Consider the following 12,966-nt stretch of genomic DNA (forward strand, 5'->3'; position numbering starts at 1 on the left):
ATGAACACCCCTGAACATTCCGAACTGGGCAAATCGTCCGCCTATGTCGATCAGTACGACGCTTCGCTGCTGTTTCCGATTCCGCGCCTGGCCAAGCGGCTTGAGATGGGCGTTGGCGACACGCCGATCTTTTTTGGCGCCGATCTGTGGACCGCGTTCGAACTCAGCTGGCTGAACCCGCGCGGCAAGCCGCAGGTGGCGCTGGCGCAGTTCATCGTGCCCTGCGAGACGCCCAACATCATTGAAAGCAAGTCCTTCAAGCTCTACCTGAACAGCTTCAACAACACCCGCTTTCTAGACGCCGCCGAAGTGCAGGCGCGGCTTCGGGCCGACATCAGCGAAGCCGCCTGGCGCGGCGCGCCGCAGGCCTCGACGGTGGGCGTCAAGCTGCTGCTGCCCGAGATGTTCGATCGCGAGGACGTTGCCGAACTCGACGGCCTGAGCCTGGACCGGCTGGATGTGGAATGCACGCGCTACACGCCCGCGCCCGACTTGCTGACCGCCGTGTGGGGCGAGCCGCCGGTGACCGAGGTGCTGACCAGCAACCTGCTAAAGAGCAATTGCCTGGTCACTGGCCAGCCCGACTGGGGCAGCGTGCGCATCGCCTACAGCGGCCCGCAGATCAACCAGGAAGGCCTGCTGCAGTACATCGTCAGTTTTCGCAACCACAACGAGTTCCACGAGCAATGCGTCGAGCGCATCTTCATGGACCTCTGGACGCGCTGCAAGCCGGTCAAGCTGACGGTCTATGCCCGCTACACGCGTCGTGGCGGGCTGGACATCAGTCCGTTTCGCACCAGCCATCCGCAGGCCTTGCCGGCCGCGGTACGCACGGCGCGGCAATAATTGCTATTGAAAAGATAGCTTCTAATGCCCAGCTGGTCTGCGCAAACGGCTTATTTTCTTCATAAATCTGGTAAGAAGCACAAAAGATTGCACGAAATGTCTTGAATCCGGTTGGGACGCATTAGCGTATCCATGGGGTACAGCCACCGCTGTACCCCATTCAACCAGGAGATCAACCATGAAGACGAAAATCGGGAAGCTCGCCAAGGCCTGCCTGTTGCTGGTCGCTGCCGGCGGCGCCATGGCGTCAAGCCATCGTGAAGCCCCTTTCATCACCACAGCCCCCAAGGTGGACGGCACGGATTTCTACATGTTCAACAGCTACGAGGCGGGCAAGGCTGGCAATGTCACCTTGATTGCCAACTATCTGCCGCTGCAGGATGCGTATGGCGGTCCCAATTATTTTTCAATGGACCCGAACGCGCTGTACGAGATTCATATTGACAACAACGGCGACGGCAAGGAAGATCTGACCTTCCAGTTCCGGTTCAAGAACGAACTGGCCAGCAACGGCGCAGGCATCACGCTGCCCATTGGCGGAAAAAACGTGTCGATTCCCCTGCGCCAGGCCGGTGCGGTCACCAACGCGGCCAATGCGCCGCTGAGCTACACCGAAAGCTTCACGCTCAACGTGGTGCGCGGCGACCGCCGCAGCGGCACGCGCGCGGCCGTCACCACTGCCGGCGGCGGCACCACCTTCGGCAAGCCGATTGACTACATCGGCACCAAGACCTTTCCGGGCAACAGCTACGAAGGCTATGCCAATTCCTATATCCAGAGCATCAACATCCCCGGCTGCGCAAGCCCCGGCAAGGTGTTCGTGGGCCAGCGCAAGGAAGCGTTCTCGGTCAACCTGGGCGCTATCTTCGACCTGGTCAATGCGCCGGCCGCCTTCATCACCAGCGAGGCCAATGCCTCGGCGGCCGGCAAGTTCGGCGAGCTGGACGACAAGAACGTGACCTCGCTGGCGCTGGAAGTGCCGGCGACCTGCCTGACGCAGGGCAGTGAAAAAGTCATCGGCGGCTGGACCACGGCCAGCCTGCGCCAGGGCCGCCTGCTCAATGGCACGCCGTCCTCGGGCCTGCAAGCCAGCGAAAAAACCGGCGGTGCCTGGACGCAGGTGTCGCGCCTGGGCATGCCGCTGGTCAACGAGGTGGTCATCGGCCTGAAGGACAAGGACAAGTTCAACGCCAACAAGCCTTTCACCTCCGACACGCGCAACGACGCGACGAACTTTGCCGACTACGTGACGAACCCGACGCTGCCGGCCCTGCTCGAATCCCTGTTTGGCGTCAAGGCCCCGACCAACTTCCCGCGCACCGACCTGATGACCGCCTTCCTGACCGGCCTGCCGACGGTCAATCGTCCGGCCAACATCACCGGCCTGGGCGTGGGCGGGCCGCTGACGGAAATGCTGCGCCTGAACACCTCGATTGCCGCCAAGCCGGCTGCCGCGCAGAACGCGCTGGGCGTGGCGGCGGGCGACGCGGCCGGCTTCCCGAACGGCCGCCGCCTGGGCGACGATGTGGTGGACGTTTCGCTGCGTGTGGCCATGGGCGCGCTGTGCGTGCTGACGGGCGACACCGACGCGCTGAAAGTCGGCTGCAAGCCTGCGGATGCACCGGCCGGCGGCGTGGCCTTCGTCGATGGCGTGCGCGCCAGCGCGACCGACTTCCAGCAGGTCTTTCCGTACCTCAACACCCCGATTCCCGGTGCCAAGTAAGCATCTGGGCCGGAAAGGAAACATCATGATCAAGCTCAATTCAAGAGGGCTGGCCGGCGCCGCGCTGTCGGCCGCACTGCTGGCCGGCTGCGGCGATGGCGGCTCGCACCACGGGGGAGTGACGCCACCGCCCGGGCCTGTAGCGCAGACCATCACCGACGTGGTCGCGTACCTCAACCAGCTGATTGCCGGCACGGCCGACAGCGCCGAGCCGATTGACATCAATGCGCTGACGCTGGCGACTGGCGACACTTCGGAGCCGGGGCCTTTGCAATAAAAGCACGGGGGAGGGTGGCCCGGCAGTTGACAGCTTTCAATGTCCGGGCCATTTTTCATTCATTTTTCGCCATTGGCCGGTTTGCCAGCCTATCGGCATGCAGTCCATTCCCCGATTGCCGCAACCAGGAAAGCGTTCAACATGCCCGGATCTTTCAACGCCATGGCGCTGGCAGGTTTGCTGGCGGCCGTGCAACTCCATGCCGTAGCCGCCACCGCGCTGCAGCCCCTGCGGGATGACGAGGTGCTGGAAGTGCTGCCCGCAGTGACGCGCAGCCGCCCGGCGCAGTCGGCAACCGCCTTTACCCTGGGTGCGGCCCCCGGCGATCCGGCCGCTGCGGCCAGGCAGGCCAGGGAAGACATTTCCGTGGCCCGGCAGACCGGCGACACCCGTTATTGGGGACGTGCGCAGGCAGCGCTGAGTTCCTGGTGGGACCAGCCCGGCGCACCGGCCGAGCTGGCCGTGCTGCAGGCCACGGTGCAGCAGGGCCGGCATGAATTCGCCGCGTCGCGGGCGGTGCTCACGGCGGCGCTGGCACGCAACCCCGGCCATGCGCAGGGCTGGCTGAACCTGGCGGCGCTGGAGCGACTTTCGGCCCGCTATAAAGAGTCGCTGGCCGCCTGCGATGCCGTTGCGCGTGCCGGCCAGGCGCTGTATGCCGAGGCCTGCCGGCTTGAAACCCAATCGCTGCAGGGCCGGCATCAGCTGGCCGTGCAAGGCCTGCAGGCGCTGATCGATCAGACGACAGACGCCGGCCAGCGCAGCTGGCTGCTGTCGCTGCTGGCGGAAAGCCAGGAGCGCTGGGGACGCGATGCGGCTGCGGCCCAGGCGTATGCGCGCAGCCTGGCGGCGGAGCATGACCTATACACCGCGATTGCGTTCAGCGACCTACTGCTGCGCACCGGCCAGACCGCGCAGGCGCTGCGGATTCTGGCGCCGCTGCCTGAAACCGATGCCGTGCTGCTGCGGCGCGGCGCCGCCTGGAAGCGGCTCGGTGATGCGCGCTGGACGCAAGCGCGTGACATGCTGCAGGCGCGGGTGGACGAGTTGAAGCGGCGCGGCGACGATGCTTCGCTGCACGGCCGCGAACTGGCCCTGATCGCCTTGTGGCTCGACGAGGACGCCGCGCGCGCCTTGACGCTTGCCCAAAACAACCTGCAGCTGCAGCGCGAGCCGCTCGACTGGTGGGTGGCGCTGCAAAGCGCCCGGCTGGCCAGGGACGGCGCCGCGCTGGCCCGGATTGAAACCGCCATCAGCGCCGCCGGGCTGCGCGATGCACGTCTTTCATCTGCCGCTGCAGGCGCACCGAAAGCCGCCCAATGATGCGCGCGCTTGGCACACGCCTGCGGGCGTCCTGGCTAGCAACGCTGCTGCTGGCGTGCGGCCCGGCGCTGGCGCACAAGGGCAGCGATGCCTATCTTGACGTGCGGCAGCTTGAAGCACCGGCCAGCCCGTCCGCATCGGCAGGCGCCGACGGCCTGGTGGATTTCAGCTTCGGGCTGGCGGTCGCCCTGCGCGACCTCGATTTGGTGGTGACTATCGATGCGAATGCCGACGCCAGCGTGACCTGGGGCGAAGTCAAGGCCGCGACGCCGCAGGTGCTGGCCTTGCTCAACCAGACGGCACGGCTTGATGCGCCGCCCGGCGGGCCAGAGGCGTGCAGGCTGGCCTGGCAAGGCGACGGCCTGGAGCGGCGCAGCGACGGCGTTTATTTCCGCGCCGTGGCGCAAGCCCGCTGCCCGCCCGGGCAGGCGCTGCGCCTGGACTATGCCTTGCTGAAAGACCAGGATTCGACCCACCGCCTGCTGGTGGCCGGTCGCATCAATGGCCATGACCTGCTCAGCACCGTCTCGCCCCAGCAGGGCAGCCTGTTGCTCAATGTCGGCAATGCAGAGGCAGGCAATGCAGAGGCACGCACGACCCAGGCATCCAGCCGCTGGTCGGCGCTGCGGGATTATTTCAGCCTGGGCATGCACCATTTGCTGCAGGGTTACGACCACCTGGCTTTTTTGCTGGCGCTGGTGCTGCCGCTGCAATTGAGCTTGCGGCGCCGGCCGCAGCTTGTTGTTTCGCGCGCGAGTGCTGCCGGCGCCACGGCCGCTTATGCCTCCCGCGCGAGTGCTGCCGGCGCCACGGCCGCTTATGCCTCCCGCGCCACCTGGTTGGCGCTGCTTCGCACCGTGACGGCCTTCACGCTGGGCCATTCGGTCACGCTGATGCTGGCGACCTTCGGCTGGACGCAGGCATCGCCGCTGTGGGTCGAGCCGGTGATTGCGCTGTCGATTGCCGTGACCGCGCTGCTCAACCTGCACCCGGTCAAAGGGGTTCGCTTTGACGTGCTGGCGCTGCTGTTCGGCCTGGTCCATGGCTTTGGATTTGCCGGACTGCTGCAGGAAGCCGCCGCGCCCGGAGGCTTGCTGCCTTGGGCGCTGGCCGGATTCAACCTGGGCGTTGAAGCCGGCCAGCTGACGGCCGTGATGGGCTGGGTGCTGGTGTCGCAGGCGCTGGTCGGCAGGGCCTGGTACGGCCGCGTGGTGGTACGCGGCGGCTCGGCGGTGCTGGTGCTGCTGGCCGGCGGGTGGTTCTGGCAGCGGGTCAGCTGATGGCTGTCGCGCGAGGCTGTGCTGCGGCGATTTGCCGCAGGCCATGGCATACCTGATTGCTGTTACCTCATACGCTGTGTTGATCAGGCTGGCAAGTGGCTCTCTTTCGGGTTAGGGCTGTTGTGCCGATTGCTTTTTTCAGCCAGCGACAGTTCGGGCTGCCGCCTGATTCCTGCACGCCCGACCCTGGGGCTTGCGGGCTGGAACCGGCATCCAGCCTTGCCGTTCGCGGCCATCTTCACCGCTGCAGCTCGCTTTCGGCGCCGCCAGAACCCTCTTTGAGCCTGTTCGTTGCCGGCCGGCAGGAGGCGGGATCAGCCCTGTCCATGCCGCGCTTGAACCGCGCATCCACACGACGAAACGGTATTTAAAAGTGGTCAGTTGCCCATTGCAAGACGTGTAAGAGCTGATCTTTCGGCATGTATTAGCTGTGACCCGGCGCAAGAATGATCCGACGAACTTACTTTTAACAATAAATATTGCAAAGGGGACGAAATGCTTGTTACACCAGAAAGAGAGTGCGAACAGGAGACGACTTCGCAGGCAGCGCACACCGCTCTACCGAAAGCAACAACCACTGCGGGACTGGCGGCCACGGCGCTGCTCGCTGCGTGTGGCGGCGGCGGCGGTGGCGGCGGTGGCGGCGGCACGGGCGCCGCTACCGGCGCGACTGCGGTTTCAAACGATGTCCAGCCTGTCAACGCGGCCGATGCCAGTGCCGCCCGCTTCCTGCAGCAGGCGCAGTTTTCATCCAGCGAGTCCGAAATCGCCGATGCGCGCCAGGTGGGTTTTTCCGGCTGGCTAACCCGGCAGTTTGAAGCGGCTCCCGGACCGACGGGCTGGGACTGGCTGGAAGCGCGGGGCTACGGGAAGGTGGATGGCAACCTCTATTTCGCCACTGTCTATCCGGCCGAATTCATGCTCTGGAACCAGCTCATGAGCAGCCCGGATGCGATGCGCAAGCGCATGGCCCTGGCGCTGTCCGAGCTGTTCGTGGTGTCGCTGGACACCTCGGAGTTCAGCTGGCGCAGCCATGCGTTCACCCATTACTGGGATACGCTGGTGAAAAACGCCTTTGGCAACTTCCGGCAGTTGCTTGAAGACGTGACGCTCCATCCGGCGATGGGCTTCTACCTGAACACCAAGGGCAACCTGAAGGAAAACACCAGCACCGGCAGCACACCCGACGAGAACTATGCGCGCGAGGTCATGCAGCTGTTCAGCATCGGGCTGTATCAGCTCAACATCGATGGCAGCGAAAAGATGGACGCCGGCGGCAACCCTGTCGAGACTTACACCCCGTCGGATGTGGTCAACCTGGCGCGCGTGTTCACCGGGTATGACTTTGACAAGTCCGATGGCGCGCGCATCGCCGTGGCGGGCCAGAGCACGACCATCGAGTCCAGGGACTTCGCCCGCAAGCCGATGGCCTTCGATGCAAGCAAGCATTCGAGCCTGGAAGCGGCCTTTCTGGGCGTGACCATTCCCGCCAACACGCCAGGCCCCGCAGCGCTGAAGACGGCGCTGGACACCCTGTTCAACCATGCCAATGCCGGGCCATTTTTTGCCCGGCAAATGATTCAGCGCCTGGTCACCAGCAACCCGAGCGCCGCTTATATCGGCCGCGTGGCCGAAAAATTCAACAACAACGGCGCCGGCGTGCGGGGCGACCTGCGCGCGGTGTGGTCGGCCATTTTGCTCGACAGCGAGGCGCGCGGCGACCAGGGGCTCACGGATCCCCGCTTCGGCAAGCTGCGCGAGCCCATGCTGCGGCTGATTCAATGGGCGCGCAGCTTTGGCGCGACTTCGGCGGCAGGCAGCTGGAAGATATTCAACACCAGCAGCCCGGCCAGCCAGCTGGGCCAGAGCCCGCTGCATTCGCCCTCGGTCTTCAATTTCTTCAGGCCCGGATTCGTGCCGCCCAACACGGTCATGGCCACCGCGCATGCGCCAGCGCCCGAGTTCCAGCTGGTCAACGAGATCACGGTGGGCGGGTACCTGAACTACATGCAGTCCGTCATTCGCAACGGCATCTCCTGCCCCAAGCCCGATGTGCCTGAGGCTGCCAACGGCTCGGGCATTTTTCTGCCCGATGTGAAAGCGGGCTATGCCCGGGAATTGCTGCTGCTCACCTCCAGCACCGCAGCATTGGTGAGCCACCTTGGGCTGGTGTTATGTGCCGGAGCGCTTTCCGCCGCCACGCAAACATTGATTGTTACCGCGCTCAACGCCACGCCTGTCCAGGCTGACAGCAGCGATGCCTTCAAGCTCGACCGGGTCGCCGCCGCCGTGCTGCTGGTCATGGCGTCTGCCGACTACCTGATCCAAAAATAAAAGGAGGACACCATGCACTTCATCCAGCCCGCACGCCACACCCGGCGTGCCTTCCTGCGTCGCACCGGCCAGCTCGCCCTGACGGGCGCGGCCTTGCCGCTGGCGCTCAACCTTGCCGCGATGGGAGAAGCCGCCGCCTTTGGGGCCACCGACTACAAGGCCCTGGTGTGCGTGTTCCTCTCTGGCGGCAACGACTACGCCAACACCGTCGTCACCTACGACGATCCGAGCTACAACGCCTACAGCACCATCCGTGGCGGTGGCGCGGGCCAGGCGGGCGGCGGCATCGCACTGGGCAAAGCCAGCCTGGCGGCCACGCTGCTCAACCCGGCAACGCCATTGGCCGACGGGCGGCAGTATGCGCTGCATCCGGCCATGAGCGGGCTGGCCGGGCTGTTCAATGCCGGGCAGGCGGCGGTGCAACTCAACGTGGGGCCGCTGGTCGTGCCCTTGAGCCGGGCGCAGTTCAACAGCAAGGACCGCAAGAGCTATCCGCTGCCGCCCAAGCTGTTTTCGCACAACGACCAGCAGTCGGTCTGGCAGTCGTCCGCCCCCGAAGGCTCGCGGGTCGGCTGGGGCGGCAACCTGGGCGATCTGGCGCTGTCGTCCAACGCCGGCAATTCGCTGTTCACCTGCATTAACCTATCGGCCAACACGGTTTTTTTATCGGGCGACTCGGCCATTGCCTACCGGATGAATACGGACGGGGCGGTGAAGATCAACAGCCTGGCTTCCAGCGTGTACGGCTCCAGCGCGGTCAACCAGGCCATGCTTGAGCTGGTTCAGCAGACCCGAAGCCATGCGCTGGAAAATGAATACAACCGCGTGACGGCGCGTGCCATCAGCGCGCAAGGCACCGTCACGGGCGCGCTGGCGGGTTTACCGGCCACCAATGCGCCCTTCAATGCCTTTCCTGCGTCCAACGGCCTGGCCGACCAGCTCAAGATGGTGGCCCGCCTGATTGCTGCGCGCGGCAACCTGGGCATCAAGCGCCAGGTATTTCTGGTCGGCCTGGGTGGCTTTGACCTGCACGACAACCTGATTACCCAGCAGTCCACCCTGTTGGGGCTGGTCAGCAATGCCATGACCGCGTTTTACAACGCCACCGCCGCACTGGGGGTGGCGAAACAGGTGACAGCGTTCACGGCTTCCGATTTCGGCCGCACGCTGACCTCCAATGGCGACGGCTCCGACCATGGCTGGGGCAGCCACCATTTCATGGTGGGCGGGGCCGTTAAAGGCAAGGCTTTCTATGGCTCACCGCCGCCGGTGAGCCTGGGCAATACCAGTGCCGCGCAAGACCAGTGGCATGTCGGCCAGGGCCGGCTGCTGCCCAGCACCTCGGTGGACCAGTATGCCGCCACACTGGCCAGATGGTTCGGCGTGGCCGATTCCGAACTGGCGGGTATCTTGCCAATCTGAAGAATTTCGGGCCGGCAGCGAGCCGGGCCGACTACCCCGCCAACCTGGGTTTCATGGCTTGAGTCAATCCACCGCGCCCGGAGCGCCCAGCGTGAAGTAGAAAACCGCGCCTTTGCCCGGCTCGGACTCGGCGGACACCACGCCGCCATGCCGGGTCACGATGCGGTGCACGGTGGCCAGCCCGACCCCGGTGCCGGGGAACTCGCTCTCCGAATGAAAGCGCTGGAAGGCGCCAAACAGGGTGCTGGCGTTTTTCATGTCAAAGCCCGCACCGTTGTCGCGCACAAAAAACCGGGCCTTGCCAGCGTCGCCGGGCTCGCGGCCAAAGTGAACCGTGGCGCCTGGCGTTCTGGACGAGTATTTGAGGGCATTGCCCAGGAGGTTCTGCAGCACCGAATGCACAAGCGACGGGTCGCCCCGGGCCACCAGGCCGGGTTCGATATGCACCTGTGTCTCCAGTTCGGGCGAGGCGGTGCGAATGGCGTCCACCACTTCCTGCGCCATCACGGAAAGGTCGCAGCTGCGCATGTTGAGCATGCTTGACGTGGATTGCGCCAGTTCCAGCATGGCCTCGATGAGCTGCTCCATGCGGTTGGCGTTGGCCTCGATGCGTGCCATGTAATGCGCTGAACGGCTGCCCTGCGGCAAGTCGGCTGATTTCCTCAACATCGCGCAAAAGCCCTTGATGGAGGACAGCGGAGCGCGCAGGTCGTGCGAGGCCGAAGCCGAAAAGGAGCGCAGGCTTGCATTGGTCAGCTCCAGCTCTTCGCTTCGCTGGGTGAGGGATTGATTCAGTGCCGCAATCGCCCGGGCGTCATTCTCGCGTCCGGTGACATCGTACTGGATGCCCACATAGTGCGTCAGCGTCCCGCTGTCGTTGAGCACCGGCGACACCGTCAACTCGTTCCAGAACCCGGTGCCGTCCTTGCGAAAGTTGTGCAGCAGCACGGTGGACTCCACGCCGTTGGCTATTGCTGTGCGAAGGGTCTGCAGCCCCGGCTGCGTTGTCAGGCCGCGCTGGAGAAACCGGCAGTCTTTTCCGATCACATCGTCGGGCTCATAGCCGGTCAGGCGATAAAACGCCGGGTTGGCATAGACCAGGGGAAACTCGCCATCGCTCGCCTGTCCAATGGTGATTCCGTTCTGGCTCGATGCAATGGCCCGGTGGAGCAGCACGCGCTCGGAATGCTTTTTTTCGCTTTCAGCTTTGACGCGCTCCCAGATGCTTTTCATGTGATTCCTTGGTGGGATATCCACTCTACATTAGCGCTACGCTCGTTGTGCTGACGCACGCCCAGGAACCAAGCCTGCCAGACGAATGAATTTCAAGCATTGAATAGGCATTTTGCGCAATAGGCACGGGCTTGAATAGCTATTAATAGCATAGCAACTTCGGCGCGGTTCCGGCTGCAAATGTAGAGGAAGCTTTCGTTCCGGCCGGGCCGGTTGCGCTAGCTCCAGGACGGAAAAAGTGGATAGTTTGCTATTGTTTCAATAGCTGCCTGCGCCCGCCCTGATTGCGCGGAAGGCATTTTTTGTTCATGAATGGGCTCTTCGCCGGCTTTTACCAGGGCGCTGGCGCGCACGCCGAGCAGACGCAGCCTTTGCTCCAGCGGCACGCGCTTCAGGCACAGCCCGGCCATCTTGCGGATGGCTTGCGCGTCAGCGGTATAGGCAGGCGCCGTCTGGTCGCGTGTCGCGATCCTGAAATCGTCATAGCGCAGCTTGATGCCGATGGTCCTGGCGACATAGCCCTTGCGCTGCAGGTCGGCGGCCACCTGTTCGCACAGCCGGGTGAAAATCGCGCCCAGTTCGGCCTTGTCGCGCGCTGCGTGCAGGTCGCGCTCGAAGGTCGTTTCGCGGCTCATGCTGACCGGCTCGCTCTCGGTGACGACCGGGCTGTCGTCGCGGCCCCAGGCGGCATCAATCATCCAGGCGCCGCTGGCCTTTCCGAACTGGCTGATCAGAAACTGCCGGTCCAGCGCCGCCAACTCGCCGATGGTCTGGACATTGAGCCGCGCCAGCTTTTCACCCGCCTTGGGGCCGATGCCGTTGATCTTGCGCACATTGAGCGGCCAGATCAGGGTTTGCAGATCGGCCTCGTGAACGATTGAAATGCCGTTGGGCTTGTCGAATTCGCTGGCCATCTTGGCCAGCAGCTTGTTGGGCGCCACGCCGATGGAGCAGGTGAGGCCGGTCTTCTCGAAAATCGCCCGCTGGATCAGCCGCGCCAGCGCCCGGCCGCCGTCGCGCTGGCCGCCCGGAACCTCGGTGAAGTCGATGTACACCTCGTCGATGCCCCGGTCCTGCATCAGCGGCGCGACCTCGGCAATCGTGCTCTTGAACAGGCGCGAGAAGCGGCGAATCTCGTCGAAATCCACCGGCAGCACGATGGCCTGCGGGCACAGCCTGGCCGCCTTCATCATGCCCATGGCCGAACCGATGCCGAACTGCCGCGCCGCATAGGTCGCCGTGGTGATGACGCCCCGGCCGACGTAATCCTTGAGCCGCGGAAATTCGGCCACCGGAATGAAGCGCAGCGCCCGCTCGCCATGGCTGGCCAGCAGCGCCTCATCGACCGTGCGCCGTCCGCCACCAATCACCACCGGCAGGCCCTTGAGCTGCGGATAGCGCAGCAGCTCGACCGACGCGAAAAACGCATCCATGTCGAGATGGGCGATGCGGCGGATGTCGCCGCCGGCTGACGGGCCGGGGCTGGGTGTGCCGGGCGGGAAGGGTGTGCTCACCTTGCAAGCATAGCGGCAGCCAGCGCCTTGCAATGGGCGGCCTTGGCCGCCACAGGTCTTGCGTAAACTCCCTGCGTGCCGGTCTGCGGCATAAAAAATTTAAAAAAAGGAATGCCCATGCCGCACAGGATTGACCCCAGGAAATGGATGCCGAAACGCCTTGCCGCCCGGCTGATGCCGGCGCTGTCGGCCGTGTCGCTGGTGCTGGCTGCCGGCTGCACCCGGATTGAAACCGGCGAGGTCGGCTTGCGCATCAATTTCGACAAGACGACGGACCCGACCGAGCGCTTGCCGGGCTCGTTCAACCAGACCCTGATCGGCGACATCGTGACCTTCAAGATCCAGGATGTGGCGGTGGCGGTGGACAACATGACGCCGCTGGCCTCGGACAACTCGACGGTCAAGGACTTTGACATGACCGTCGTCTATAACGTCAACCCGACGGCGGTGTCCGAGCTGTGGACCACCAAGAACCGGACGTTTCACGGCGTTTCCGAAAAAGGCGGCGACATTTTGCTGATGCAGAACTATGTGGCGCTGAGTGCGCGCAATGCAGCCTACAAGGTGGCGCGCGAATACGAATCCCTGAAGATGGCCGACAACCGGCCGCTGATCGAGCAGAAAATCCGCGAGAACGTCATCAAGACGCTGACCGAGGAAAAGCTGGCCGACAAGATCACCGTGTCGCAAATCCAGGTGCGCGCCATCACGCCGGCCGATGTGATCGTCAACAGCGCCAACGAACTGGTGCGGGCGCAAAACGAGCTGAAAACCAAGGAAGTCGAGGTCCAGACCGCCAAAAAAGAGGCCGAACGCATCGCCGCGCTGAACGCCAATGCCGGCGCCATCGGCTACATGAACGCCATGGCCAACCTGAAGATCGCCGAAGGCGTGGCCGCCGGCAAGGTCCACACCATCGTGGTGCCCTACGACTTCAAGGGCATCGTGAACGCCAAGTAGCCGCATTCGACAGGCGGTGACCGGCGGCGATGCGCGGCAGCCTGAGCGGGTGCC

The 12,966-nt window shown here is 64.4% G+C and carries 9 protein-coding genes and 1 pseudogene; 8 read left to right on the forward strand and 2 right to left on the reverse strand.

Features of this window, described 5'->3' with window-relative positions; translation table 11 throughout:
• From queF to ABLV49_RS05130, 7 genes and pseudogenes are all read left to right on the forward strand, one after another.
• Complete coding sequence (gene queF, locus ABLV49_RS05100; protein WP_349280533.1) at positions 1 to 846, forward strand: NADPH-dependent 7-cyano-7-deazaguanine reductase QueF; 846 nt, start codon at positions 1 to 3, stop codon at positions 844 to 846.
• A 178-nt stretch (positions 847 to 1,024) separates the two neighbouring features.
• On the forward strand, positions 1,025 to 2,569 hold the full coding sequence (locus ABLV49_RS05105) for a DUF4331 domain-containing protein (protein ID WP_349280534.1): 1,545 nt from the start codon (positions 1,025 to 1,027) through the stop codon (positions 2,567 to 2,569).
• A 25-nt stretch (positions 2,570 to 2,594) separates the two neighbouring features.
• Positions 2,595 to 2,846: a hypothetical protein gene (locus ABLV49_RS05110; RefSeq protein ID WP_349280535.1), complete on the forward strand. Its 252-nt coding sequence runs from the start codon at positions 2,595 to 2,597 to the stop codon at positions 2,844 to 2,846.
• A 141-nt stretch (positions 2,847 to 2,987) separates the two neighbouring features.
• Positions 2,988 to 4,169: a hypothetical protein gene (locus ABLV49_RS05115; RefSeq protein ID WP_349280536.1), complete on the forward strand. Its 1,182-nt coding sequence runs from the start codon at positions 2,988 to 2,990 to the stop codon at positions 4,167 to 4,169.
• Positions 4,166 to 5,449, forward strand: a complete 1,284-nt coding sequence (locus tag ABLV49_RS05120; protein WP_349280537.1) for a HupE/UreJ family protein — start codon at positions 4,166 to 4,168, stop codon at positions 5,447 to 5,449. Before ABLV49_RS05115 ends, ABLV49_RS05120 begins: the two co-directional genes overlap by 4 nt.
• A 495-nt stretch (positions 5,450 to 5,944) precedes the next feature.
• Positions 5,945 to 7,783: a DUF1800 domain-containing protein gene (locus ABLV49_RS05125; protein ID WP_349280538.1), complete on the forward strand. Its 1,839-nt coding sequence runs from the start codon at positions 5,945 to 5,947 to the stop codon at positions 7,781 to 7,783.
• Between the two features lie 12 nt (positions 7,784 to 7,795).
• Positions 7,796 to 9,267: pseudogene (locus ABLV49_RS05130) on the forward strand (DUF1501 domain-containing protein).
• Between the two features lies 1 nt (position 9,268).
• Here ABLV49_RS05130 and ABLV49_RS05135 read toward each other — a convergent pair.
• Both ABLV49_RS05135 and ABLV49_RS05140 read right to left on the reverse strand, forming a co-directional pair.
• Entirely contained in the window at positions 9,269 to 10,438 is a 1,170-nt protein-coding gene (locus ABLV49_RS05135) for a sensor histidine kinase (protein WP_349280539.1), read from the reverse strand.
• Between the two features lie 218 nt (positions 10,439 to 10,656).
• Entirely contained in the window at positions 10,657 to 11,871 is a 1,215-nt protein-coding gene (locus tag ABLV49_RS05140) for a Y-family DNA polymerase (protein ID WP_349281606.1), read from the reverse strand.
• A gap of 228 nt (positions 11,872 to 12,099) precedes the next feature.
• Here ABLV49_RS05140 and ABLV49_RS05145 point away from each other — a divergent pair, with 228 nt between their 5' ends.
• A complete protein-coding gene (locus tag ABLV49_RS05145; protein WP_349280540.1) occupies positions 12,100 to 12,912 on the forward strand; it encodes an SPFH domain-containing protein in 813 nt (270 codons plus the stop codon).
• Positions 12,913 to 12,966 lie beyond the last annotated feature (54 nt).

The sequence above is a fragment of the Polaromonas hydrogenivorans genome (genome assembly GCF_040105105.1).
GTDB lineage: Bacteria > Pseudomonadota > Gammaproteobacteria > Burkholderiales > Burkholderiaceae_C > Polaromonas > Polaromonas hydrogenivorans.